This is a genomic window from Pseudomonas sp. MUP55, from assembly GCF_034043515.1.
Lineage (GTDB): Bacteria > Pseudomonadota > Gammaproteobacteria > Pseudomonadales > Pseudomonadaceae > Aquipseudomonas.
In genome coordinates this window covers 2,993,046-3,017,484 of the sequence record NZ_CP138214.1, presented here as the reverse complement: position 1 = coordinate 3,017,484, position 24,439 = coordinate 2,993,046, and the positions used below count along the sequence as shown (strand labels likewise).

Here is a 24,439-nt window from a genome sequence, read left to right as displayed (position 1 = left end):
AGCCACCCGCCCTGAGCGGGTTTTTTATTGCCTGGAGAAAAGTATGCCGATCACAGAAACCCGCGGGGTGCGCAACAACAACCCCGGCAACATTGATTACAACTCGGCCAACCAGTGGCAGGGCCAACTCAAGCCAGACCCGGCAATCGAGAAGCGCTTTGCCAGGTTCGATACTCCAGAGAATGGCATTCGCGCCCTGGGCAAGCTGCTGCTGACCTACCAGCGCAAACATGGCCTGAAGACTGTGAAGGCGATTATCAGTCGGTGGGCGCCGTCGGTAGAGAACGACACTGCCGCGTATGTGCGCGCCGTCGAAGCCAATACCGGCACCCGGCCTGGCGCCGAGATCGACCTGGGCCAGCCGGCGGTGATGACCGGCTTCGTAAAAGCGATCATTCATCACGAGAACGCAGGGTACGCGTACCCAGACGCGGTGGTGGTGGAAGGCGTGCGGCGGGCGCTGGCATGACGCCGCTGCAGAAGGTGGCCGGCTTGGCGGTGCTGACGCTGGTGCTAATGGTCGGCGCCGCGGGCGTGACCTGGCAGGTGCAGGACTGGCGAATGGGAAAGAAGCTCGCAGAGCAGGCCGGCCTGCACAAGGACGATTTGTCGAGGATAACCCTGGCCGCCGCCGCACAGGCCCGCACCGAGCAGAACAAGCGCCTGGCCACCGAGCAGCAGCTCGCCACCCAGGACCAACAACACACCAAGGAATTGTCCGATGCCCAACGTACCCAGGCTGCTCTGCGCGATCGCCTTGCCACTGCTGATGTCCGGCTGTCAGTCCTACTTGCCGAGGATCCAGCCGGTGGCTGCAACGTGCCTTCCACCTCCGGCGCCGTCGGCGTGGTTCATGCAGCCCGTCGAGCCCAACTTGACCCAGCGCATGCTCAACGAATTATCGCCATCACCGACGCCGGCGACCAGGGACTGATCGCGCTACGAGCCTGCCAGGCCTATGTCAAAACCATAGCGAAATAGTGGCAATACGGCATCGTTGAAAGCGGGATGGGTTAGGACGATCATTCAAGCCCCACAATTGATTGCGCCACATGAATAAGCCACTGGCAGGCCTCTCAATTCTTCTCACTATCGTCTGGATATCTGCAGTCGGTTGCTGCATGTGGTTTTTTAGCTGAAAGTCAGATCGGCTTTATCAGTTCAGCCTGTTGATTCCTTACGTTGCCCACCGCAGGGTCGACCTTGAACCACTCGAAGACTTCAGACGGTTCCCCCTGGTGCAACGCCATCTGCTCGGCGCGCTCCATGGGCGTGGCAGGGTCAAGCCATTCCCGGGCCAATTCTGGCCTCAGCACCACGGGCCGCCGATCGTGAACATCCACTATGCCACCGGCACTGTCTGCCGTGATGATCACAAAACCGTCGTGCTCGCCTGGGCCTTCATCGGCATCCGGTAGCTGGCCGATGGCCGCGCAGAATATCGGTGCGCCGTCCCGCCGGCGGATCAAGTAGGGCTGCTTCTTGGGCCCGCCTTCATCGACCCATTCAAACCAATTGTCTATCGGCGTGATGGCGCGGTGCGGCCAGATGGCCCTGAAAAACGGGCCGTGGGCTACCTTCTCGACGCGGGCATTGATCGGCGCCGCGCGGTCCTTGGCCCAGTGTGGTCGCCATCCCCAGCGCACTGGATCGGCGTGCAAGAGATCACCTTGCAGGTGCAGCAACCCAACCGCGGTAGTGGGTGCGACGTTGTACCGCTCAATGGGGTGATCGCCCACGGTGGTCACCAGGGCGTTGGGCATGCTCAAGGCTGCAACGAAGTCGTGAATGCCGCTGTACTGCGAAAGCCTTCCGCACATAGCCACCTCTCCGTCTGTCGAAATCCCCTACAGACAAATTGACCGCAAGCCGCCTGCAAAGTTAACTGTACATTCGTACAGTGCATGTAGAAGGCTGCATCATGAGCTTTACCATTTTAGGCCCTATATCCGAAGGCGGCACGAAGCTGCCTTTCTGCTCGTTTCGTGTCCCTGCAGGGTTTCCATCACCGGCAGCCGATCACATCGAGCAGCACATCTCATTGGATGAGGTCTTAAATATCAGGGCGCCGCATGTCTATTTGATCGCTATTACTGGCGAAAGCATGCAGGGCGCCGGCATTTTCGAGGGCGACCTGGCTGTCGTGGACCGTTCTATTGAGCCAGCTCACGGTCATATAGTGGTGGCTTTGCTCAATAACGATCCCATGTGCAAGCGCCTCTGTAAGCGTGGGGCCGAGGTAATTTTGCTGTCAGAAAACCCGAAATACCCAGCGCGGTACGTATTGGAAGGCGACGAACTGTCGATTTGGGGCGTGATCACCAGCACGGTGCGTAGTCATGTCTAATACGCCTGTCTTCGCGCTGATCGACTGCAACAGCTTTTACGCGAGCTGTGAGCGGGTGTTTCGTCCCGACCTGGCCAAAACCCCAATCGTCGTGCTGAGCAACAACGATGGCTGCGTGATCGCCAGGAGTTATGACGCCAAGCCATTTATCAAAATGGGCGAGCCGTATTTCCAGATCAAGCACAAGCTCAAGCAGCACGAAATCGTCCCGTTCTCGTCGAACTACGCGCTTTACGGCGACATGAGCGAGCGGGTGATGACGCTGATTGAATCCATGGTGCCTGCCGTCGAGATTTACAGCATTGATGAAGCCTTCGCCGACCTCACGGGAATACCCGGGCTGGATGCCCTTGGGCGCCAGATCAGGGCTCAAGTACTTCGCTGTACTGGCATCCCCGTCGGGGTTGGAATAGCAAGCACCAAGACCCTTGCCAAGCTGGCAAATCACACCGCAAAGCGCCTCCAGGCTCAGACCGGCGGTGTGGTGAACATCACCGATCCGGTCAAGCGCGATTGGGTGTTGCGCAATACCGACGTCGCAGAAGTGTGGGGCGTGGGCCGGAAGATGAAACTTCACCTCGACGCCATGGGCATCAAGTCTGCGATGGACCTGGCCAAGGCCGATCCCTGGACGCTGCGCAAGAAATTCAGCGTAGTGATCGAGAAGACAGCGCGGGAGCTGGCCGGCACGTCGTGCCTGGAGCTGGACGAGCCCGATCCGCCGAAACAGGAAATATGCTGCAGCCGAATGTTCGGCAAGCGCCTAACCGAGTTGCCCCCGATCAAGGAAGCGGTGGCCACCTACATGATGCGGGCCTCCGAAAAGCTCCGTGCGCAAAACTCGCTGTGCAAGAAGGTCCGCGTTTGCATCCGCACCGGGATGTTCAACCCGGAGGAGGCGAAGTATGCCAACGGCGTTGTGGTCGATATGCCGTATCCCACCGACGACGTGCGCTTGCTCACCAAGGCGGCGGTTGATGCGCTCGATAGGATCTTCCGGCCCGGGTTCAATTACAGCAAAGCCGAAGTGATGCTGCTCAACCTGTGCCAGCCAGGCGAATACACCGACGATCTTTTCGCAGTTTCACAGCCGGCCGAGTCAACCCGGGTTATGACGGTGCTGGACCAGATCAATGACCGGTGGGGAAGGGGTACGCTTCGATCTGCCAGCGTGCCCACCAATCCTGACTGGGGTATGCGCCGGGAGATGATGAGTCAAAGCTATACCACCAAGCTGGACCAGTTATGGACCGTTGCCTGCAAGTAGAGCTCATTCTGGAGTCTGCAAAACTGCCAGGGTCATTTTTATGAATTCTTCGTTGTGGCCGATGGTGAAAAGCGCGCCGCGGACGTTATCAGCCACCTCGGCAGAACCGTGCTGACCCACCCAATTCGACAGTTCTAAAATGGCGGCTTCGAGGGCGAGTTGGTTCTCGTAGAGTTTGGAAAGCAGGGAAGGGAGTAAATCTGTGTTCGGCATCGCTTTTCCTCCGTGGAGTGAATAGCGTAGCAGCTTAAATGGATTTTTTGAGGTCGGCAGAACGCCAGGAAGGGGTTGGGTTAATCGCCCTGCAGCAGCGCAGGGCGATACCACGTTTCACTTACCGAGTTTTTTACGAACGTCGTCGACCATGGGGCCGACAGCTTTCACCGCGTCTTTGAGCTGCTGTTCAGTTACGCCGAATTCCTTCGTCCAATGCTTCACTTCCCAGGCTTCTGAAGTGTTCACTCGAGCACGGTCTTGAGGGCCGCGGTTGTTCAGATCGTCAGACATATTCAGCTCCATGCGGTTTGGCCTGGAAATGCCCAGGCTTCTCCTGATAGAGCCTTAGGATGCGCGCGTAGTTCGCTTGATTTTTGGTAGTGGTAATTCGGTCAGCAGGACGCCGGAGAGGGGGAATTGCGGAACAGTTTGTGAAATTGCGGAACAGAAAAGATAAGGGCCTGCCCAGGTTTCCCCGGCAAGCCCTTGATATCTATGGTGCCCGAACCCGGAATCGAACCGGGACGCCCTTACGAGCGGGGGATTTTAAGTCCCATGCGTCTACCAGTTTCGCCATTCGGGCGGTAGCGCGGTGCAGCAGGGGTGCGAATATATAGATCAAGGCGCTTCGGTGCAACCTCGACGCACGCTTTCCTGCACAAAGATTCATCTGAAAAAACCTGTCAGATCAGTGGTCTACGCGGCCTTCTCGTGTGTTCAAACGATAGAGGCCCAGCCCCGGAACAAGTCCTCCAAATGACAGTCATAGCGATATGCCATCCCGGCAGTTCGCTAAGGAGTCAGTTGATGCGCAAGGTCCGTATGCAGTCTTGGATGATCGCTGCAGGCATGGTGGGGCTGTTGGGCGCTGCGATAATCGCTCCGGCGCAGGCGGGGGTTGCGGTGAAGTGGGGGCAGTTCGAGGCGTCGACGGGGGACGTGTTGACCGGTGCCTCGACGGATGGGGACGATAGATATGTGTTGAGACCGTCGAGTATTAAAGTCAGGGATATCGAGGCGTTGCAGGAGGCCCAGAAGGTTGGCCTCAGCGAATTGCAGAGCCTCAAGAGCAAAGTAGAGGGCCAAGACCGCGCTTTCGAGGAATTCAAACGCAAGGATGGCTCCAGCACCAGCAGCAATGACAGCCAGGTTGCCAGCCTCAAGCGTGCGTTGGACGAGCAGAAAAGCACCATCGATCGTCAGAAAAGCGAGATCGAGGGGCTCAAGCGCAGCCTGGATGATTTGAAGCGCAATGTGGACACGTTGAGCAGCAAGGTGAAGTGATGAATCGCTGCGACGCACGGTCGTCACTGCGCTGACAGCGGGTGTAAGGTGGGGCGTGTAACGCTTGGAAATCTCAGGAAACGGAGGTGACTATGAGCGCTCCACTGCTGAAAAAACTGCACCTGAATGGGTACGAAGTCGTGCAGGTCAATTACGGTCCGTGGCGGGTGTGCACCCATAAGGACCGGTTGGCGTCGTTCAGTTCCCGCGAGCAGGCACTGGCCTATGCCGCTACGCTGCCGACGCATAAGGTACGCGCCAGGCCGGTGTCCAATGACGATTGAGTAAAAGTGAACGTGGGAGGGCGCAAGCGTCCTCCCACACTTTTTTGCGGCAGTTGCAAACGGATGCCGCGTTCAGTCAATCAACGCGAGCAAGTCGGTATCGCCCACGTCCACGCCTGTCTGACTCAACAGCGTGGTCACCTGGCCGCGATGGTGGGTCTGGTGATTGAAAAAATGCAGCAGCAGGGCGAAGAACGGTTTCTCTTGAGCTGCGCCGCGCATGTTGTGGTAGCGCAAGGGCTGGTCCAGATCGGTTTCCTGCAGGTCGTGGGTCCAATTGAGGATCAGTTGATCCAGCCAGGTGCGATGGGCCGAGAGTTCACGGATGTCGGCGAACGCCAACTGCCTCAGGTCGGTGGGTGTGGCGATGGCGCTCAGGGGTAGCAGCGCGGGAAAAGCGGTCGGATGCTCGGCAAAGCGCTTGAGCCAGACTGTGTCGCCCAGCATCAGGTGATTCAGGGTGCCGAGGATCGAGCCGAAAAACGCCTGTCGGTCAGCGGCCAGCGCCCCGTCGGTCAGCGTGCCAGCGGCTTCGTAGACCTTGCGATTCATCCACTGGTTGTAGTTGGCCATCAACGCAATGTGCTCGATGCGGTTCACCGGTATGTCCTTAAGTGGCAGGGTGGGGCCATCATAAAGCTTGCCCGCCCGGCGGTCATGGTGTTCCATCAAGGGCGGACTAAGGTTGATTAACGCCACTATGCGCCCAGGAGGGCGACACCCATGAATACCAGCGATCTACTGGAACAACTGTTGCGCGGCGCAGGCCAGGGCGGCGCTTCTTCGGGCGGCGGCCTGGGCGGTCTGCTGGGCGGGCTGCTCAAAGGTACCAGTGGCGGTACGGCTGCTGGCGGCGGTCTGGGGGGGTTATTGGGTGGGCTCGGCGGCATGTTGGGCGGTGGCGCGGCGACGCGCCCGGCGCAAGGGCGCGCAGGCGGTATGAACTACGCCGCGTTGGCGTCCCTCGGGATGATGGCTTTCAAGGCGTACCAGGCCTGGCAGAGCCAGCAGGCGAGTCAGCCCCAGCCAGCCTTCCAGACGGCCGACCAGCTTTCAGGCACGCAAATCGAAGCCCACAGCCATGCGGTGCTGCGTGCACTGATCGCTGCCGCCAAGGCCGACGGCCGGATCGATGAGAAAGAGCAGCAGCTGATTTCCAATGAACTGGGCAAGCACACTGACGACCCGCAATTGCAGCAGTGGCTTGACGCTGAGGTCGCCAAGCCACTGGATGCTGCGGATTTCGCCGAGTTTGCCGGCGACCCGGCGGTGGCGGCCGAGGTGTATCTGGCCAGTGTCATGCTGGTGGATGATCAGCAGGATGCGGAGCGCAATTACCTCGACGACCTAGCCGCCCAGCTGCAGATCGATCCGCAGTTGCAACTGCACCTGGAGCAGCAGACCAAGGCCTAGAACCTCAGCGTCGCACCTGTGGTCAGCCACTGGTCACGTTCACCGATCAGGCTGCGCCCGACCACAAGGTCCACGTCGACAAGCTTGCCCACATGGAACCGCGGCCCAGCCTGCCATGCCTGATCGCCGCCTTCCTGGCCATAGCGCTCGGCGATCAGCGTAAGTACCCCTGCAAGCTGATACTCAACCCCCGCGCCCCACGTCAGAAGGTGCTTCTGGTCGCCGTCGTTGTAGGCATGACTCCAGCCCGCATTCAGGTTCACACGTAAAGCGTCCAGGGCTTGCCACGTCAGCGGCATGTTGAAATCAGCGCCATCGAACGCATGCTGCCTCTCCAGGGCAAAGTGCGCCCCGGCGGCAATTGCCAGTTCAAGCCCCAGGTCTTGCCGTGACAGCACCTGCAGCTTCAATTGCGGGCTGACCTGAGTCTCGCCTTTTCCTTCGGCAGTTGCGCGCGACAACGCTGTTCCCCACTGCACGGATGGCAAGCCGTCAAACGTACAGGCCGGTGAAAGCACCTCGTTATGTGTACCGCCATCGTGCCGATTGGCGGTATACCAGGCGTCGACGTTACATTCTCCAGGAGCGTTGATAGCACCATCGTCGACTACATAAGCGCCCCCCGCTGCGTGAGCTTTGGCGAAGAACGCGAGCGCCAGGACAACGCCCAGGCTCACCCCGATAAACATCAGGTTACGGCGTAAGGCTCGGCGCTTGGCCGGCGGCAGTAGCAGCAGGGTAGGGCGCGCGTTGCGCGAATGACGCGCGCGATAGTTGGCGAACCCGTTCGCCTGCTTTGGGTTGCGTTGCTTGTGCATGATGCACCTCGCTTGAATTCAGCTTTCTACGGTCAGCACCGAAATGCCGGTGGCTTTGGCCTGACAGACCAGTTCCGAGGTGTCGTCACCGCCCGGCAGGGCGATGATCACGTCGGGGCGGCTGTCGGCCAGCATGAAATGGTTGCGCTGGCGCTCCGCCTGCTTGCCGTGGCGTTGCCAGTTCGGCGGATACCGCACCACGTCGATCCCGATTTCGCGGGCCCATTCCTCGATGTCGCTGCCCAGGAACTGGTTGCCGCCATGGATCAGCACCTGCACAGGGCGCAGGCGGTGGTAAGCGTCCAGCACTTGGCGGGACTTTTTTGTGTCGGCGTAATGACGACCTGCACAGATCAGCACGCGCATGAGTAAATCCTTGTGTTGCGCGGTGAAGGCCGGGCGGCCCCCACCGTTTGAACGGGGAGATCAGTACCACTGCTTGAAGCGGCGGATGTAGATCGTCTTCATCAGTTGGGCGACGCAGCAGTAAGCCAGGAGCGTGCCCACCAACCATGGGAAGTACGCCAGCGGCAGCGGCTGCAGGCCCACCAGGGTGCCCAGCGGCGAGAACGGTACGTAGATGCCCAGGGCAATGACGATGCAGGTCATCATCAACACCGGCCACGCGGCCGTGCTCTGGAAGAACGGGATCTTGCGGGTGCGCAACATATGCACCACCAGGGTTTGCGAGAGCAGGCCCTCGATAAACCAGCCGGACTGGAACAGGGTCTGCATTTCCACGCTGTTGGCCGAGAACACGTACCACATCAGGGCAAAGGTGGTGATGTCGAAGATCGACGAGGTCGGCCCGATCCAGATCATGAAGCGACCGATGTTTTTCGCATCCCACTTGCGCGGTTTGGCCAGGTATTCCTTGTCCATCTTGTCCCACGGCAGCGCCAGTTGGGAGATGTCGTACATCAGGTTTTGCAGCAACAGGTGAATGGCCAGCATTGGCATGAACGGAATGAATGCACTGGCCACCAGCACCGAGAACACGTTGCCAAAGTTGGAGCTGGCGGTCATGTTCAGGTACTTCATGATATTGCCGAAGGTTTCGCGGCCCTTGAGCACGCCTTCTTCCAGCACCATCAGGCTCTTTTCCAGCAGGATGATGTCGGCCGACTCCTTGGCGATGTCCGTGCCGCTGTCCACCGAAATACCCACGTCGGCATCGCGCAGCGCAGGCGCATCGTTGATCCCGTCGCCGAGGAAACCGACCGTGTGGCCGTTGGCTTGCAGCGCCTTGAGCACCCGCGATTTCTGCAGCGGCGTCAGCTTGGCGAACACCGTGCGCTCCTCCACCCGGCGCAGCAGGGTGGCGTCGTCCATCGCTTCGATTTCCACCCCCAGCAACGGTTGGCCTGGCTCGAGGCCCACCTGGCGGCAGATCTTGCTGGTGACCACCGCGTTGTCGCCGGTCAAGACTTTGACTGCCACGCCGATTTGCTGCAGTGCGGCAATCGCCGGGCCGGCGCTTTCCTTTGGTGGATCGAGGAAGGTCAGGAAGCCATGGATCACCAGGTTACGTTCGTCGGCGGTGGTGTACTGCTCACGTGCCAGCGCTTTCGGAATGGTGCGGGTGGCTACTACCAGTACGCGGAAACCGTCCTCGTTGTAGTCATTGGCGATCGCCAGCAACTGCTCGCGGCGGCGCTCATCCAGAGGCACGGCGGCGCCGTCTTCCATGGTGTGGGTGCAAATGCCCAGCATCTCTTCCACGGCGCCCTTGCACACCAGCAAATGATCGCCGGCAGCGTCCTTGACCATGATCGACAGGCGCCGACGCACGAAATCGAACGGCAACTCATCGACCTTGCTGTAGGCAAACGGCACCTGGAACTTGGGGTTGCGTTCGGCGAACTGCACCACGGCCTGGTCCATCAGGTTTTTCATGCCGCTCTGGTGAAAGCTGTTGAGCCAGGCCAGGGACAGCACCGCATCATCACGCTGACCGCAGGCGTTGACGTGGTGTTCGAGGATAATCTTGTCCTGGGTCAGAGTGCCGGTCTTGTCGGTGCACAGCACGTCCATGGAGCCGAAGTTCTGGATCGCATTGAGGCGCTTGACCACCACTTTGCGCTTGGCCATGGCCGTGGCGCCCTTGGCCAGGTTGGCGCTGACGATCATCGGCAGCATTTCCGGGGTCAGGCCAACGGCGACCGCAAGGGCGAACAGGAAGGCATCGCCCCAGTCTCCTTTGGAGAAGCCATTGAGGAAGAACACGATCGGCACCATCACCAGCATGAAGCGGATCAGCAGCCAGCTGACGCTGTTCACGCCGCGATCGAACGCGGTTTGCACCCGTGAGCCGACAATCGCCTTGGCCAGCGAGCCGAAATACGTGCGCGGCCCGGTGGCAACCACCACGGCGGTCGCCCGGCCGCTGACCACGTTGGTGCCCATAAAGCAGATGTTGGGCAGGTCCAGCAGGTTGCCCTGGCCGGCAGGCAGGGGCGATGCGGACTTTTGCGTGACATCGCCCAAGGTGTCGTATTTCTCCACCGGCAGGGCTTCGCCGGTCAGCACCGCCTGGCTGATAAACAGATCGCGCGATTCGATCAGGCGGATGTCGGCGGGGATCATGTCGCCAGCCGACAGCTGCACGATGTCACCGGCTACCAGGTCGCGCATCGGCACTTCGCGCAGGGCCGGCCCGGCGCCAACCTGCTCGCGGCGCAGCACGGTGGCGGTGGTGCGCACCATGGCTTTAAGCGCCTCGGCGGACTTGGCCGAGCGGTGTTCCTGCCAGAAACGCAGCAGGCTGCTCAGCAGTACCATGGTCATGATAATGATGACCTTGGTGGGGTCGGCCTCTTCGCCGTCCTGCATGGGCAGCCAGCAGTCGGTGATAAAGCTGATTACGCCCAGGGTCAGCAAGACATAGATGAAGGGATTGTTCAGTGCCTGCAGGAACTGCACGATGGCGTGAGGCGGCTTGTCATGTGCCACCTCGTTGTAGCCTTCCCGTTGCAGGCGCGCCGAGGCGTCCAGTTCGGTCAGGCCGTCCCGGGTGGCGCGTACGTTGGCCAAGGTGGCCGACAGGCCATTCTGGGCTTCGCGGGCGGCGCGCATCGACAGCCTGGTGCCGTCGTCGGTGGTTTTTTTGTTGTGCAGTGGCGTGTTTTTTACGGCGCTCATGTCTGTACTCCTGTCGCCAACTCTCGACAAAACATACCCGATACTTACCTGAAGACAGGCGAGCGAAAGCATGCCGAGCCGCGAACTTCGCGATCGGTTTAAATAGAAGTCTGTGTAACTTTTACAGTGCCCGCTGGCGGTGAGTTAATTAACTTTCGCGCAGCGAGCTACGACTGGATAGGTTCATAAGGAACTCCAGAACATCAATAAGAAAGTTGCTGTTTCCAGTCAGGTCAGGCGGCGCGAACGCTCATATAAAAGGCGAGCATCACGCCAGCTTGCGCCAGGCTGGAAACCTTGGGTCTCTGCGGGTCTTGAGGGTCGGCATGATCCCAATGCTGCACCAGCTGGCCGCTTTCAGGGCAGACACGCCAGTGCGCCAGCGGGCGAGCCGGGCGTACTTGAAGGGAAGATAAGGCAAAGCCCGCACGGGCTTGCGAAAAGCCTGCGGGCGCACGGCACAGCTTGGCTCGCAGGGCTGCGGCCAGCGTAGGTACATCAGGTAAAACAAGGGTTTTGAAGGTCATAACACACCTCGGGACCGGACAAGCGACCGGCGAGGCAGTTACGGTGGAGCATCAAGCTCTAGCGCAGCTTACCGGACCTGGAAGGCGAGTCCCGTCATGTTCTGGGTTTGGCGCCCGACGCCCGCGGAGGCGGTGCTCGGACAGCGACTAGATACTGTGTCCATTGGCTTCTTTTGTGAGGTTTAAAAAAGGCCCCAGTTGCGGGCAGGGGGAATTTACTCAGGCAATTACAGAATGTCAACGCATGGTTAATTAAATTAGCGGATGTTCAGAGTTCATTCAGTTAAGTGACTGCCTATATAACTTCAAATACCTTGCGCTGCGAGAATGGCCAGGTAGAGCAATATCACGCCGCAGGCGCCATAGCTGACGCGCTGCCAAGTCGGCGAAGCGTTCTTGCGCAATACGTTGACCAGGGCGGCGGTCAAAAAGCATGACACCACCGATGCCAGCATGAAGCCTGCAAAAAACATCAGCGTTTGCCCATGGCTCGGGGTGGTGCCGACGATGCCTGACAACGCGCTGCCCAAGGCGCCCCAGTAAACGATGTTCTTCGGATTGGCCAGGGAGATCGCCGCGCCCACGGCCAGGGCGTTTTTTGCGGAGCTTGCGGGCGCATCCTCGACTTGCGGTAACTGCCAGGCATCAATCAGGCTGCGCAGGCCCAGCCAGGCCAGGTACAGCGCACAGATCACCGTCAGCGGCACGCGCACCGCGTCATGCTGGATCAACAGCGCGATGCCAGTCAGGCCGATGACCGCCCACACCGCGTCGCCCACCAGCGAGCCAATCTGTACCAGCAGTGCCGGGGTGAAGCCTTGGAGCAAGCCACGGCGCAGGGTCTCAGCGAGCACCGCGCCGGGGGAGAGACAAAACACAAAACCGAAAACCAGCGCAGAGAAGAAGATGGTCAGCATGCTCGCGTCCTTCCGAGAAAGTGCGCGAGCATACGTCAGTGTGCAGAGGGATTTCCATCGGCTGCGCAGCGTTCCCTAGACACTCAGGCGCAAGGCGAGGGCAGCGAGGGTAATCAACAGCACCGGCACGGTCAGCACAATCCCGACCTTGAAGTAGTAACCCCAGGTGATGGTGATGCCTTTGCGCGCCAGGATATGCAGCCACAGCAACGTCGCCAGGCTGCCGATAGGGGTGATTTTCGGGCCCAGGTCGCTGCCGATTACGTTGGCGTAGATCATCGCGTCCTTGACCACGCCCACGGCATGGCTGGATTCGATGGACAGTGCGCCGATCAACACCGTCGGCAGGTTGTTCATCGCCGAAGACAACAGCGCCGTCAGCACGCCAGTACCCATCGCCGCGCCCCACACGCCGAAGCCTGCGAAGGTGTCGAGCCAGGTGGCCAGGTAGTCAGTCAGGCCGGCGTTACGCAAGCCGTACACCACCAGGTACATACCCAGGGAAAAGATCACGATCTGCCACGGCGCGTCCTTGAGAACTTTGCGCGTGGAAATCTGGTGCCCCTTGGCGGCGATCACCAGGAGCAGCACGGCGCATACCGCCGAAATCGCACTGATGGGAATGCCCAGCGGTTCCAGCGCGAAGCAGCCCACCAGCAATATACCCAGCACCCACCAGCCGGCGCGAAAGGTCGCACGGTCGTGGATGGCACTGGCGGGCTCTTCCAGTTCGGCCGGGTCGTAGGTGTGCGGGATGTCGCGACGGAAAAACCACATCAGTACCGCCAGGGTCGCGGCCACGCTGATCAGATTCACCGGCACCATGACGGCGGCGTATTCGTTGAAGCCAATCTTGAAGTAATCCGCCGAGACGATGTTGACCAGGTTCGACACCACCAAGGGCAGGCTCGCTGTGTCGGCAATGAAGCCGGCGCCCATGACGAATGCCAGCGTCGCCGCCGGGGAAAAGCGCAGGGCCAGCAGCATCGACATCACAATCGGGGTGAGGATCAGCGCCGCGCCGTCATTGGCGAACAGTGCGGACACCAGCGCGCCCAACAGCACCATATAGGCAAACAGTCGACGGCCGCGGCCACGCCCCCAGCGCGCCACATGCAGCGCAGTCCAGGCAAAGAATCCGGCTTCATCAAGCAACAGGCTGATGATGATCAGCGCGACAAAGGTGCCGGTGGCGTTCCAGATGATGTGCCACACCACCGGAATATCCGCCAGGCTGATCACTCCGCACGCCAGGGCCAGGATCGCACCCAGGCTGGCGCTCCAGCCAACGCCCAGGCCTTTGGGCTGCCAGATGACCAGCACGATGGTGAGGATGAAAATTGCAATTGCGACAAGCATGAATTAACGCTCCGATGGCACAGCAGCAGGGGCTGGCCCGTTGTGGTCTGTCGCCCATTGCATGCCGACGCAGTGCGTCGTTTTGCAACCCTGGCTGGCTGTGATCCAAGGCATGGATCAGTTCGTACACGTAAAGTTCGCCGTTGCGCAGAATCAAAAGCAGCTGCCGCGCTCCAGGGGTATCGGCCAGCTATTTGAACAGTGTGGAAGCAGAGCAGGGGGCCTACAGGTATGCGGCCTACCTGTAAGGCAAATCCTGATTTCGGTTGACCTGGATCAACGACCCGATGATCAACCACAAGTGGTTGAAATTAAACTGAAACATGAATGTCCTAAAGTGCCTGCCCATTGCTGATGAAGGAAAATTTCGCGTGACCCGAGCCACCCGCAACCTGCGCAAGACCCTGGATTCCGTCGCGGATAATAACGAAACCGCGGCGTTCGACCTGATGCGTGCCGTCGAAAAACTCGGCGATGAGGTGCTGCGCCAGCGCCTGCTCAACACCATTCACCGGCTGAATCAGGACGCCTATGAATTGCGCGAAGCGCGCGACTCGGTGGAACTGGTTTCGGTAAAACTCGCCTGAGCAAGATCGTTCAAGACAAGCGCCTTGGTGCGCTGGCATGCTTGTCGACTGTTTGTCGATGAGCCCAGTTCATGCCTACTGCCCTACCTCACAGCGCATTCGCGCGTGGCGCAATCGCTGTCATTCCATTGTCCCTGGCTTGTGCCCCTTGGGGGTTGCTCGCGGGCTCGATGGCCATTGATGCACAATTCACCCCGCTGCAAGCCCAAGGGTTGTCCGCCATCGTGTTCGCCGGCGCGGCTCAGTTGGTGGCGATCGGCATGGTCAAAAGTGGCGCCAGCCTGATCTCTATTGTGCTGACCACCTTGCTGCTGACCTCCCAACATCTGCTCTACGGCATGCACATGCGCCCCACGCTGTCCTCGCTCAACGTCCGCTGGCGCATGAGCCTGGGGTTCCTGTTGACCGACGAGTTCTTTGCCCTGGTCAACCACTATGACCGCCAGACCTTCAATCGCTGGTATGCCCTGGGCGTCGGCCTGACGTTCTACATCATTTGGAACCTGTTCACGCTGGCCGGCATTGTGCTGGGCAAGAGCATTCCCGGCCTGGACCAGTTGGGGCTGGAGTTTTCGATTGCCGCGACCTTTATCGCCCTGATCACACCGGTGGTGCGCGACGTGCCGACGGTGGTGTGCGTCGCCGTTGCGCTGTTGTGCTCGGTGTGGCTCAGTTACCTGCAGTGGGAATCAGCGGTGGTGGTCTCCGGGGTGCTGGGCATGAGTGCCGGGTTCGCCTGCAAACGTCTGGGAGTAGGGCAGCGATGATTTACCTGATGATTGTGGGCATGGGGCTGGTGGTGTTTTTCAATCGCTACCTGTTTCTCGAACCGCGCCTGCCGGTGCGGCTCAATCGGGGCGCGCGAGAGTTCCTGGGGTTCGCCGTGCCCGGCATGCTCACCGCTATTTGCGGGCCGATTATTTTCATCAAAGACCACCAACTCAACCTGAGCCCGAGCAACCCCTACTTGCTGGCCGGAATCAGCGCTGTGGCGCTGATGGTGTGGACGCGCAGCGTGCTGATCACCGTGCTGTCGAGCATGGCGCTGTTTTACCTGTTGCGCTGGTGGCTCTGAACCGCAGGCGAAAAAAAGCCCGCGGGAGGGCGGGCAGAAGGAAGACTTCTTGAAAATGAGCTTGGCCACTATAGGCCGCCGGTTTTCCTTTCACAGTGAAACAAAGTTCATCGGCGCGCCAGTTGGCGGTGGCGCAATGGTAGAGTCACGGTTTTTCCAAGGAAGCATGGGCATGCATAAAGTGGTTATAGGCGCATTGATGCTGGCGACGCTGGCCGGTTGCGCGGGTTCGAAGATGAAAGAGGCGCGCACGGGCAACCCCTATAAGAGCATGACGTCAGACAAGGCCACCCTGGTGGTTGCCCAATGCATCCAGTACGGCTGGCAGGACGAAAGCGTGTTTGGCGTCGACGCCGGCGGGTTCAAGGAAGCCACCGAGGCAGGCGGCTTTACGGTGTACACCACCGGCGGTGACTACTTTGTGGATGTGCTGAGCACGGGTGCAGGTTCTACCGTCAAGTACTACGCCGCAGAAGACACGATGCCGGCCAAGCGCCGCCTGGCTGCTCTTGCCACTTGTCTGTAATACGTTGCCCTCGTCAACTTAGTCAACGCCTGACGGGACAGCCGTCGGGGGTTGGCTTATTATTCACCCGCTCGCCCGACGTGATGGCTCTTTACCGGTACACGGATGTCGAGGCTTAAACGTCGGGCGGGCACCTTGTTTACCTGCCCCTGTTCAGCGTGGCATGTAGCCCAGCTGCCAGCGCCGGGGAATCGCCAGGGTCGCCAGCCCCAATAGCCCAGCCAGGCCACCGCTGACCCAGAGTGCGCGCAGGCCGATTCGCTGCTCCAGCAACGCTCCGAACACGGCGCCGACAAACATTCCCGCCCAGGGTATCAGCTGCATGCGCCAGCCATTGCGGCGTTCGCCCAGCAGCCAGCGGCCCAGCCCGCGCCCGAAACGCGAAAGCGCCCCCGTCACATACGTAAGCCCCACGGGCACGCCGTTCACTTGCTCGACGGCCGCGTTGAGCATGCCCATGGCGATGATTGCCGCCAACAGCGCCGGCAATGTATCGGCCCCGGGCAGCAGCGCCGCGCCGCAGAGCAGCGCGCCGATGCTCAGCAACAAGGGCAGCGCATGCCGCTTGCTGAGGCGGCTGACCACCACGCCCAAGGCGTTGCCAGCGATGAAGGTCGCGACCAGCAGCAGCAAGCGTCCGGTCAGGCCGAGGTCACCGGCACTGATGGCTACCGCCAGGCGCGTGGTGTTGCCGCTCATGAACGAGACAAAATCGCCGCTGGCCATGAAACCAATCGCATCGGTCATGCCCGCCAGCACCGACAAACCGGCCACCAGCGCCAGGCCCACACGCCCGCGCCAGCGCTGTCGATGGGCGAGCGCGGCATTGGCGTAAGGCTTGGAGGGCGAAGGCAGCATAGGGCCGGTTTCCAGTGAGGTTATCCGGCCACTACCCTAGGGCGCTTTGCCTGGGCGCGCAATCACCTCACACAGGCTCCAGGCGCCAACCGCTGCTGTACCAGCTCAAGTAATGGCTGGGCTCGATCGCCCGCAGGAACGCCTCATCGTGTGACACCGCCACCACCGCTCCCGTAAAACCCTTCAAGGCTTGCTCAAAGGCAATCACTGTCTCCAGGTCCAGGTGGTTGGTCGGCTCGTCCAACAGCAGCAGTTGCGCCGGTACCCCGCGCCACGCCGCGATCGCCATGGCCGCTTTCAACCGTTCGCCACCACTGAGTTGATCTGCCCGCCGGGTCACCCGTGAGGCATCCAGTTGCAGCAAGGCCAGGCGCGTGCGCAGTTCGGCTTCGACCAGCGGCGTGTCGAGCAGGTTGAGCTGTTCGACAACGCTGCGCTGATCGTCCAGCAGGGTCAGTTGCTGGTCGATATACGCGCACGGCAGCGCTACCGTGCAGTTGCCACTGACCGCTTGCCATTGGCCGGCAAGCAGCTTGAGCAAGGTGGATTTACCGCAACCGTTCGGCCCGCGCACCGCCACGCGCACGGGGCCGGCCAGCTCAAGGGTCACATAGGTTGAAGGTGCCAGCGGGTCCAGCCAGGGCAGCTGCGCGTGTTGCAGGCTCAGCACCTGGCGACCGTTGGCCACTGCCGAACCGGCTAAGGCCAGCAGGGTGGGCGTCTCGTCTACCACACGCTCGTAAGCCTGGCGCACCTGCGCATCGAGTGTGTTTTTCTGATCCTGATGGGCGCTGCCCCATTGTGCTTACTATTTGCGTGGCTGCGCTTTTCCATCGCGACTTGGTGAACCGGTCGACGTTGGCGGTCTCTGCCTGTTTGCGTGAGCGCGCCGCGTTGCGCTGCAGGCTGTCATGCTCCTTTTGCAAGCGTCGACGTTCGCGGCTGCGCTGCTCGCGGGCGTACTCCCACGTTGCGACGGCCGCCTGCTGTTGGGCGTCGCGTTGCTTAAGATAGGCATCGAAGTTGCCGCCGTATACCTGCACGCCCAGGGGCGAAAGCTCGATGATCCGGCCCATCGTGTTAAGCAACTGCCGATCATGACTGACCACCACCAGGCCGCCGCGCCAATCCTGCACTTGCTGCAGCAGCCAGGCACGCCCGAGACGGTCCAGGTGGTTACTGGGCTCATCGAGGATCAGCAGCTGCGGCGCCGCCAGCCATGCACCGATCAGCGCGACCCTGGCCAATTGACCACCGCTGAGCTGATCGGCGCAAGAAGCCGCGCTCAGCGCGGTCAGTCCCGCTGCATCCAGGGCCAGGCGCAGGCGTTCGGCAAGGTCCCAGCGATCATCGATCAGTTCCAGGTCACCGTTCAGGCCTTCGCCCCGAGCCATGCGCTCAAGCGCGGCCAGGCACGGGGCAGTGCCGGTGATGTCCGCTACCGTTGCACCCGCAGGAACCACCACATTCTGCGCAACGTAGGCCACGTCGGCGGGCGCCTTCAGCGTACCAGAGGAGGGCTGCAGGATGCCGGCCATCAATTGCGCCAGAATACTTTTGCCGCGGCCGTTGCGGCCGACGATCCCGGTGGGCGTCTGGTCGATGGACAAATTAAGGTCTTCCAGCAAGGTTTCGCCATTGGCGAACTGGAAAGACAGGTGTTGCAGGGAAACCAATGCGGGCGGCCGGTTGACGTGAGTCATCAGCACCTCCATGAAAATGTCGAACAGGCCAACAAGTGCGCCAGGCGGCTCGTTGCATATACATTTTGGAAGGCTTAGTTGTTCACGTCGGCAATCGTCCCGTGAGTCAGAAGGGAGGCAGAGGCTAACCCACCTTGGCTTGCGCGGGCAAGTCTGCGACCAGTTGTTCAAGGAAAATGGCCAGGGCGACTTCTTCGGCTTTCAGACCCTTGCGCACCCGTGGCTTGGGCAGCTTGGACAACTCACCCAGGGTAAAATGTTCGAGCACCGCCGGGTGGATATAGCACTTGCGGCACACGGCGGGGGTATTGCCCAACTGCCGGGCGACGTCCTTGACCATGGCGACCACATGCCGCTTGGCGTCGGACTCCGGCTGCCACGCCAGCTCGCGTAACACCGCCAGCGCCATGGCCGTGCCGGCCCAGGTGCGGTAGTCCTTGGCGGTGAAGTCTTCGCCGGTGAGGCTGTGCAGGTAGGCGTTGACGTCCTGGGAGCTGACGGTATGGCGCTCGCCGTCTTCGTCCAGGTACTGGAACAGGTTCTGCCCCGGCAGTTCCATGCAACGCTTGACCACATTCGCCAGGCGCCGGTCCTTGACGCTGATTTGATGCTCCACGCCGCTCTTGCCGCGAAACTGGAACTTGATCTCGCTGCCCTTGATGTCCACGTGGCGGTTGCGCAGGGTGGTCAGGCCGAAGGATTTGTTCTCTCGGGCATACTGGACGTTGCCGACACGAATCAGTGTGGCATCGAGCAGCATCACCACCGTGGCCAGCACTTTTTCGCGGGTGAACCCAGGCTCGGCGATCTGTGCCTCCAGCTGCTTGCGCAACTTGGGCAAGGCGTTGCCGAACGCCTGTAACCGCGCGTACTTGTCACTGTCACGCACTTCGCGCCAGCGCGTATGGTAGCGGTACTGCTTGCGGCCACGGGCGTCGCGGCCGGTGGCTTGCAGGTGCCCGCGCGGGTCGGCGCAGATCCACACATCGGTATAAGCAGGCGGTACCGCCAGGGCATTGAGGCGCTTGATCTCATCGGCATCGGTGATGCGCTCGCCGTCGGGGCCGAAATACTGGAATTTGCCGCGCAGTTTCTTGCGGCGGATTCCGGGTTGGGTGTCGTCAACGTAGTGCAAGTCGCGAGGCAGATCGACGGGCAGCGAAGAGTCGGGCATGTGCGGGTTCCTTGGCAACGGATCAGGCCGGTATGTCTGATTGACCGCAGCGCCCTGCGGTCGTGCCAAATGGTTTAGGCCAGCACCGCCACCGCCTTGATCTGCGCCCACAGCACCTGGCCTGGCTGCACCTGCAGCTGGTCTCGGGAAAACCGCGTGATGCGCGCTAGCAGCGGCGTGCCAGCGGCCTCCAGGCGCACCAGCACATGGGCGTTGTTATCCGCTGCGACGTCCTGGATCACCGTGACCGGCAGGCGGTTGAGGATGCTGCTGTGTGCCTGCGCCTGGTGGCTGAGGCTCACGTCCCGCGCCTGGATCTTGACCCGCAGCTGTTGGCCCAGGGCCATCGGCGTGTGGGCCACGCGTATCTGCAAGGGGCAACCGGGCAGTTGGAGGGTGAGTAGCTGATAGTGATCGTCGTAACCGATCACGCTGCCAGTGACGATCACACCGGCATCGTCGCCCCGCGCCAGGGGTAGATCGAGCCGCGCCAGTGTTTCGCCGATTGGCCCGCTGGCCAATACCTTGCCTTCGCTGAGCACGACCAGGTGATCCGCCAGCCGCGCCACTTCGTCCTGGGCATGGCTGACATACAGCACCGGGATATCGAGCTCGTCGTGCAGGCGTTCGAGGTAAGGCAGGATTTCGTTTTTACGCTGGCTGTCGAGCGCTGCCAGGGGTTCATCCATCAGCAACAGTTGGGGGCTGGTGAGCAACGCACGGGCGATGCCGACGCGCTGGCGTTCGCCGCCAGAGAGGTGTTGCGGGTTGCGCTCAAGCAACTGAGCGATACCCAGCAACTCGGTGGCGTGGGCCATCTCCACGCGCCGCTGCGCGCGTGGGATGCGCTTGAAGCCAAATTCCAGATTGGCCCGCACCGAGAGATGGGGAAACAGGCTCGCCTCCTGGAACACGTAGCCCAAGGCGCGTTTATGCGGCGGCACAAACACTCGGTTACGGCTGTCCTGCCAGAGCTCACCGTTGATCTGCACGAACCCGCTCTCGGCGCGCTCCAGCCCTGCGACAGCGCGCAGGCAGGTCGTCTTGCCGGAACCGGATGGGCCAAAAAGGGCAGTGACGCCACGGCCAGGCAATTGCAGTTCCACATCCAGCGCAAAGCCGGAATACTTCAGTTGCAGGCGTACCTCAATCATCGATCAGCTCCAGCCCGGCTTGGTTTTACGGCTGGAATACAGCGCCAGCAACACGAGGAACGCGAACACCACCATTGCCCCGGCAAGCCAGTGAGCCTGGGCGTATTCCATGGCTTCGACGTGGTCGTAGATCTGCACCGACACCACGCGGGTCTTGTCCGGGATATTGCCGCCGATCATCAGCACCACGCCGAACTCGCCGACGGTATGGGCAAAACCCAGAATCGAGGCGGTAATAAAACCTGGGCGTGCCAGCGGCAGGATTACCGTAAAAAACCTGTCCAGGGGACCTGCGCGCAAAGTCGCTGCCACTTCCAGCGGGCGCGTGCCGATTGCTGAAAATGCGTTCTGCAACGGCTGCACGACGAAGGGCATGGAGTAGATCACCGAGCCAATCACCAGCCCGGCGAAGCTGAAGGTCAGGGTGCCCAGGCCCAGCCATTGGGTGAACTGGCCGACGTAGCCATGGGGGCCCATGGCCAACAGCAGGTAAAAACCGATGACCGTCGGCGGCAACACCAGTGGCAGTGCGACGATCGCGCCTATGGGCCCGCGCCACCATGAACGGGTATGCGACAGCCACAGGGCGATCGGCGTACCGATCAGCAACAGGATCACCGTGGTCAGTGATGCCAGTTTCACCGTCAGCCAGATCGCGGAAAAATCGGCGCTCGTCAGCGGCATTTACAGCTCGTAACCGTAGGACTTGATCACCGCAGCGGCCTTGGGCCCTTTGAGGTAGTCGACCAGGGCCTTGGCGGCCGCGCTGTCCTTGCCTTTGTTGAGTATCACGGCGTCCTGTTTGATTGGATCGTGCAAGGATGACGGCACGATCCAGGCCGAACCGCTGGAAAGCTTGCCGTCCTTATAGATCTGCGACAACGCCACAAAGCCCAGCTCGGCGTTGCCGGTGGATACAAATTGATAGGCCTGGGTGATGTTCTGGCCTTCGACGAGCTTGTTCTTGACCTTGTCGGTCAAGCCTTTGATGGCCAGGACCTGGGTGGCGGCCAAGCCATACGGCGCAGCTTTCGGGTTGGCGATGGACAAGTGTTTGAACCCGTTGTGCTCGAGCACTTCACCGTTGGCGTCCACGTAGCCGTCCTTCGCGGACCAGAGGGCCAGGGTGCCCACTGCGTAGGTAAAGCGCGAACCCTTCACGGTATCGCCTTCGGCCTCGAGTTTTTGCGGGGTGGTGTCGTCGGCACTGAGGAACACGTCGAACGGCGCACCGTTCTTGATCTGGGTATAGAACTGGCCCGTGGCGCCGAAGGCTGCGATCAGCTTGTGGCCGGTGTCTTTTTCGAAATCGGCGGCAATGGCCTGGATCGGCGCGGTGAAGTTGGCGGCGACGGCCACTTGCACCTCGTCGGCATGCACCGGGCCCAGGGCAAAGGCAGCAAGCAGCGGGGCCAGGCGCGAGGCGCGGATCATCATGTAGCAACTCCTTGAAGATAGGCGGCGCTTCACCGCTATGTAGGTGAATATATAGCGGTTGCCTGCTGCCGGTACAGCGCCACGTTGCGCAGGCGCCCAGGCTCTACCGCATTTTGAACAAGGTCTGTTCAGCCAGCAGGCGGGTCAGGTCATACGTTGAACGTTCACTGCCCAGACGCAAGGCCTGGCCTGCCCACAGGTTGCTGAAGCCCGCTTCGTCCTTGGCCCTGAGCGGAATCAGCGCACCTCCGGCCCGGGGGAAGGCCGGCGCGGCGGGGTTGATCGCGCCCAGTTCGCGCATCACGCGGTTGACAATGCCCCGCGCCGGACGACCGGTGAACAGGTTGGTGAGCGCGGTTTCACTGGCTTGGGCATGTCGCAACGCTTGGTGATGGGAGGCGCTGACGCTGGCTTCGGGCGTAAATAGGTACGCCGTACCGATCTGCACGGCCGAGGCGCCCAGGGCAAACGCTGCGACCATCCCGCGCGCATCTGCGATACCGCCGGCCGCAATCACCGGCACGCTGACGGCATCGACAACTTGCGGCAGCAGCGCCATCAGGCCGATCTGGCTGTTGAGGTCATCGCTGAGAAACATGCCACGGTGCCCGCCGGCTTCAATGCCCATCGCAATCACGGCGTCACAACCGTGGGCCTCAAGCCAGATCGCTTCCTCGACCGTCGTGGCCGAGGACAGCACCTTGGCGCCGGTGGCTTTTACTCGGTCCAGCAAGGATTGTTCCGGCAAGCCAAAATGGAAACTGACCACTTCAGGGCGCAAGGTTTCAACCACTTCACACGCCGCCTCATTGAAGGGCGCGCGATTCGATACCGGGGTCGGCGCGTCGAAATCGGCGCCCAGTTCGCGGTAGTAGGGTTCCAGCAGAGTTTTCCAGCGCCGGTCGCGCTCTTCATCGGCTTCAGGCGGCTGATGGCAGAAAAAGTTGACGTTGAGCGGGCCGGTGCTGGCTTGGCGAATGACAGTCAACGCTTCGCGCAGTTGCTCGATGCTCAGCGCCGCCGCAGGCATGGAGCCCAGCGCGCCAGCCTGGTTGGCGGCTATCACCATGGCCGTGGTGGTCGCTCCCGCCATCGGCGCCTGGATGATGGGCAACTCGATGCCCAGCAGGTCGAGAATGCGCGTGTTTGGCCAAGTGCTCATGGGATGCGTCTCCAGCTTTAGTAAGGCTTTTCGCTGTTTTAGCAGGGCCCTGGACGCCCGGCCAGTCTGTTTTATTCACTGGACGAGGGCAGTGCTTTGTGCAGCGGGTTCAACCCGGCGTTTCGCGCTCCAGCAACCTGCGCTTGCGCTCTACGCCCCAGCGATAGCCGGACAGCGCGCCGTCGCTGCGCACCACGCGGTGACAGGGAATTGCCACGGCCAGGCGATTGGCGCCGCAGGCCTGTGCCACAGCGCGAGAGGAGGTCGGCGCACCGATACGCTGGGCAATCTGCGCGTAGCTGGCGGTGCTGCCCACCGGAATTTCCCGCAGCGCTTGCCATACCCGCTCCTGGAAGGCCGTACCGCGCAGATCCAGCGGCAGCTCCAGGCCCAGGGCAGGGGCTTCGACAAACCCCACGACGTGGGCGACCAGTTGTTCGAAGTTGCGATCGGCGCCGACCAGGTCGGCTTGGGGGAATTGGTCCTGCAGGTCGCGCATCAGCGCGTCCGGGTCGTCGCCCAGTAAAATCGCGCACACGCCGCGTTGACTTTGCGCCACCACAATTGCCCCGAGCGAACATTGTCCCACGGCAAAACGAATCAGGTTATTGGCGCCGCCGGCCTTGTAATCGCGCGGTTTCATGCCGAGCAATTGATCAGCCGCTTCATAAAAGCGGCTGTTGGAATTGAAACCGGCGTCGTACAGCGTCTCGGTGACCGACTGCGCGCCCTTGAGGCCATCACGGACCTTGCGCGAGCGCAGGGCGCGGGCGTAACCCTTGGGCGTGAGGCCGGTGACGGCTTTGAACACACGGTGAAAATGGAACGAACTCAAGCCGGCCTTTTGGGCGAGAGCGGCAAGGGCAGGGGCTGTTTCGGCCTGTTCTATCTGGCGACACGCGTCGGCGATCAACTGACCATGACGGGCGGCCAGTTGGGTCTGGTCACCGGCGACACGGCGGCTGGGGCGGTAACCCGCGGCCTCGGCTTGCGCCGGGGTGTCGAAGAATTCGATATTTTCCGGGCGCGGCAAGCGTGAGGCGCTGCTGGGGCGGCAATACACACCGGTGGTTTTCACGCCGTAGACAAACAGTCCGTCGGCCTTGGCATCCCTGGCGACAATGGCGGCCCAGCGCGGATCGAGTGGAGTGTTCATGGCCAGTACTCTTGAGCGGTCGTTGGCAGATTAA

At 61.2% G+C, this 24,439-nt stretch carries 28 protein-coding genes, 1 tRNA gene and 1 pseudogene; 11 read left to right on the top strand and 19 right to left on the bottom strand.

Features of this window, described 5'->3' with window-relative positions:
* Nucleotides 1-43 precede the first annotated feature (43 nt).
* Entirely contained in the window at nt 44-469 is a 426-nt protein-coding gene (locus tag SC318_RS13535) for a structural protein (protein WP_320427171.1), read from the top strand.
* Nucleotides 466-981 (top strand): lysis system i-spanin subunit Rz, encoded by a 516-nt coding sequence (locus SC318_RS13530; RefSeq protein WP_320427170.1) that lies wholly within the window; start codon nt 466-468, stop codon nt 979-981. The genes SC318_RS13535 and SC318_RS13530 overlap by 4 nt, the downstream gene beginning before the upstream one ends.
* A gap of 161 nt (nt 982-1,142) precedes the next feature.
* Here SC318_RS13530 and SC318_RS13525 read toward each other — a convergent pair whose 3' ends face one another.
* Nucleotides 1,143-1,820, bottom strand: coding sequence for an SOS response-associated peptidase family protein (locus SC318_RS13525; RefSeq protein ID WP_320427169.1), 678 nt, complete (start codon nt 1,818-1,820; stop codon nt 1,143-1,145).
* A 101-nt stretch (nt 1,821-1,921) separates the two neighbouring features.
* On the opposite strand from SC318_RS13525, the gene SC318_RS13520 reads away from it, so the two are divergent.
* Both SC318_RS13520 and umuC read left to right on the top strand, forming a co-directional pair.
* Nucleotides 1,922-2,347, top strand: coding sequence for a LexA family protein (locus SC318_RS13520; protein WP_320427168.1), 426 nt, complete (start codon nt 1,922-1,924; stop codon nt 2,345-2,347).
* Nucleotides 2,340-3,614 (top strand): translesion error-prone DNA polymerase V subunit UmuC, encoded by a 1,275-nt coding sequence (umuC, locus tag SC318_RS13515; RefSeq protein ID WP_320427167.1) that lies wholly within the window; start codon nt 2,340-2,342, stop codon nt 3,612-3,614. The genes SC318_RS13520 and umuC overlap by 8 nt, the downstream gene beginning before the upstream one ends.
* 3 nt (nt 3,615-3,617) lie before the next feature.
* Here the strand turns inward: umuC and SC318_RS13510 are convergent, their stop codons facing one another.
* From SC318_RS13510 to SC318_RS13500, 3 genes are all read right to left on the bottom strand, one after another.
* Entirely contained in the window at nt 3,618-3,827 is a 210-nt protein-coding gene (locus SC318_RS13510; RefSeq protein ID WP_122560948.1) for a hypothetical protein, read from the bottom strand.
* Between the two features lie 117 nt (nt 3,828-3,944).
* Complete coding sequence (locus SC318_RS13505) at nt 3,945-4,121, bottom strand: DUF3606 domain-containing protein (RefSeq protein ID WP_124386728.1); 177 nt, start codon at nt 4,119-4,121, stop codon at nt 3,945-3,947.
* Nucleotides 4,122-4,326: 205 nt separating this feature from the next.
* Nucleotides 4,327-4,413: transfer RNA gene (locus SC318_RS13500), tRNA-Leu, on the bottom strand.
* Nucleotides 4,414-4,637: 224 nt separating this feature from the next.
* On the opposite strand from SC318_RS13500, the gene SC318_RS13495 reads away from it, so the two are divergent.
* Together SC318_RS13495 and SC318_RS13490 are read left to right on the top strand one after the other, a co-directional pair.
* Nucleotides 4,638-5,114, top strand: coding sequence for a hypothetical protein (locus SC318_RS13495; RefSeq protein ID WP_306493013.1), 477 nt, complete (start codon nt 4,638-4,640; stop codon nt 5,112-5,114).
* A 92-nt stretch (nt 5,115-5,206) separates the two neighbouring features.
* A complete protein-coding gene (locus SC318_RS13490) occupies nt 5,207-5,398 on the top strand; it encodes a DUF2188 domain-containing protein (RefSeq protein WP_320427166.1) in 192 nt (63 codons plus the stop codon).
* A 72-nt stretch (nt 5,399-5,470) separates the two neighbouring features.
* Here the strand turns inward: SC318_RS13490 and SC318_RS13485 are convergent, their stop codons facing one another.
* Entirely contained in the window at nt 5,471-5,998 is a 528-nt protein-coding gene (locus SC318_RS13485) for a DinB family protein (protein ID WP_320427165.1), read from the bottom strand.
* A 123-nt stretch (nt 5,999-6,121) separates the two neighbouring features.
* Here SC318_RS13485 and SC318_RS13480 point away from each other — a divergent pair, with 123 nt between their 5' ends.
* Entirely contained in the window at nt 6,122-6,811 is a 690-nt protein-coding gene (locus SC318_RS13480; RefSeq protein WP_320427164.1) for a tellurite resistance TerB family protein, read from the top strand.
* On the opposite strand, the gene SC318_RS13475 is transcribed toward SC318_RS13480, so the two are convergent.
* The 6 genes from SC318_RS13475 to SC318_RS13450 all read right to left on the bottom strand — a co-directional run bounded on the left by SC318_RS13475 (nt 6,808) and on the right by SC318_RS13450 (nt 13,573).
* A complete protein-coding gene (locus tag SC318_RS13475) occupies nt 6,808-7,629 on the bottom strand; it encodes a PA4824 family protein (RefSeq protein ID WP_320427163.1) in 822 nt (273 codons plus the stop codon). The genes SC318_RS13480 and SC318_RS13475 overlap by 4 nt on opposite strands.
* An 18-nt stretch (nt 7,630-7,647) precedes the next feature.
* Entirely contained in the window at nt 7,648-7,995 is a 348-nt protein-coding gene (locus SC318_RS13470; protein WP_124386722.1) for a DUF2493 domain-containing protein, read from the bottom strand.
* A gap of 60 nt (nt 7,996-8,055) precedes the next feature.
* Entirely contained in the window at nt 8,056-10,770 is a 2,715-nt protein-coding gene (gene mgtA, locus SC318_RS13465; protein WP_320427162.1) for a magnesium-translocating P-type ATPase, read from the bottom strand.
* 233 nt (nt 10,771-11,003) lie between these two features.
* Entirely contained in the window at nt 11,004-11,297 is a 294-nt protein-coding gene (locus tag SC318_RS13460) for a hypothetical protein (protein WP_320427161.1), read from the bottom strand.
* Nucleotides 11,298-11,602: 305 nt separating this feature from the next.
* On the bottom strand, nt 11,603-12,214 hold the full coding sequence (locus SC318_RS13455; RefSeq protein ID WP_320427160.1) for a LysE family transporter: 612 nt from the start codon (nt 12,212-12,214) through the stop codon (nt 11,603-11,605).
* A gap of 75 nt (nt 12,215-12,289) precedes the next feature.
* On the bottom strand, nt 12,290-13,573 hold the full coding sequence (locus tag SC318_RS13450; RefSeq protein WP_320427159.1) for an arsenic transporter: 1,284 nt from the start codon (nt 13,571-13,573) through the stop codon (nt 12,290-12,292).
* 371 nt (nt 13,574-13,944) lie between these two features.
* Between SC318_RS13450 and SC318_RS13440 the strand changes: the two genes are divergently transcribed.
* The 4 genes from SC318_RS13440 (at nt 13,945) to SC318_RS13425 (ending at nt 15,761) form a co-directional block, all read left to right on the top strand.
* On the top strand, nt 13,945-14,160 hold the full coding sequence (locus tag SC318_RS13440; RefSeq protein WP_065892155.1) for a hypothetical protein: 216 nt from the start codon (nt 13,945-13,947) through the stop codon (nt 14,158-14,160).
* A 71-nt stretch (nt 14,161-14,231) separates the two neighbouring features.
* Nucleotides 14,232-14,927 carry an AzlC family ABC transporter permease gene (locus SC318_RS13435; protein ID WP_320427158.1) on the top strand — a complete coding sequence of 232 codons (696 nt, stop codon included), beginning with the start codon at nt 14,232-14,234 and terminating at the stop codon, nt 14,925-14,927.
* Nucleotides 14,924-15,235: a branched-chain amino acid transport AzlD family protein gene (locus SC318_RS13430; RefSeq protein WP_320427157.1), complete on the top strand. Its 312-nt coding sequence runs from the start codon at nt 14,924-14,926 to the stop codon at nt 15,233-15,235. The genes SC318_RS13435 and SC318_RS13430 overlap by 4 nt, the downstream gene beginning before the upstream one ends.
* A 172-nt stretch (nt 15,236-15,407) precedes the next feature.
* Nucleotides 15,408-15,761 (top strand): hypothetical protein, encoded by a 354-nt coding sequence (locus SC318_RS13425; protein WP_320427156.1) that lies wholly within the window; start codon nt 15,408-15,410, stop codon nt 15,759-15,761.
* Between the two features lie 153 nt (nt 15,762-15,914).
* On the opposite strand, the gene SC318_RS13420 is transcribed toward SC318_RS13425, so the two are convergent.
* From SC318_RS13420 to ada, 8 genes and pseudogenes are all read right to left on the bottom strand, one after another.
* Nucleotides 15,915-16,619: a YoaK family protein gene (locus SC318_RS13420; protein WP_320427155.1), complete on the bottom strand. Its 705-nt coding sequence runs from the start codon at nt 16,617-16,619 to the stop codon at nt 15,915-15,917.
* A gap of 67 nt (nt 16,620-16,686) precedes the next feature.
* Nucleotides 16,687-18,322, bottom strand: a pseudogene (locus SC318_RS13415) (ATP-binding cassette domain-containing protein).
* A gap of 124 nt (nt 18,323-18,446) precedes the next feature.
* Nucleotides 18,447-19,496, bottom strand: a complete 1,050-nt coding sequence (locus SC318_RS13410; protein ID WP_320427154.1) for a DNA topoisomerase IB — start codon at nt 19,494-19,496, stop codon at nt 18,447-18,449.
* 74 nt (nt 19,497-19,570) lie between these two features.
* Nucleotides 19,571-20,650 carry a molybdenum ABC transporter ATP-binding protein gene (gene modC / locus SC318_RS13405; RefSeq protein WP_320427153.1) on the bottom strand — a complete coding sequence of 360 codons (1,080 nt, stop codon included), beginning with the start codon at nt 20,648-20,650 and terminating at the stop codon, nt 19,571-19,573.
* Between the two features lie 3 nt (nt 20,651-20,653).
* Nucleotides 20,654-21,334, bottom strand: coding sequence for a molybdate ABC transporter permease subunit (modB, locus tag SC318_RS13400; RefSeq protein WP_320427152.1), 681 nt, complete (start codon nt 21,332-21,334; stop codon nt 20,654-20,656).
* On the bottom strand, nt 21,335-22,087 hold the full coding sequence (modA, locus tag SC318_RS13395) for a molybdate ABC transporter substrate-binding protein (protein ID WP_413817560.1): 753 nt from the start codon (nt 22,085-22,087) through the stop codon (nt 21,335-21,337). It lies immediately after the preceding gene.
* Nucleotides 22,088-22,190: 103 nt separating this feature from the next.
* Complete coding sequence (locus tag SC318_RS13390) at nt 22,191-23,249, bottom strand: NAD(P)H-dependent flavin oxidoreductase (protein ID WP_320427151.1); 1,059 nt, start codon at nt 23,247-23,249, stop codon at nt 22,191-22,193.
* A gap of 109 nt (nt 23,250-23,358) precedes the next feature.
* Nucleotides 23,359-24,405 carry a bifunctional DNA-binding transcriptional regulator/O6-methylguanine-DNA methyltransferase Ada gene (gene ada, locus SC318_RS13385; RefSeq protein WP_320427150.1) on the bottom strand — a complete coding sequence of 349 codons (1,047 nt, stop codon included), beginning with the start codon at nt 24,403-24,405 and terminating at the stop codon, nt 23,359-23,361.
* Between the last annotated feature and the right edge of the window lie 34 nt (nt 24,406-24,439).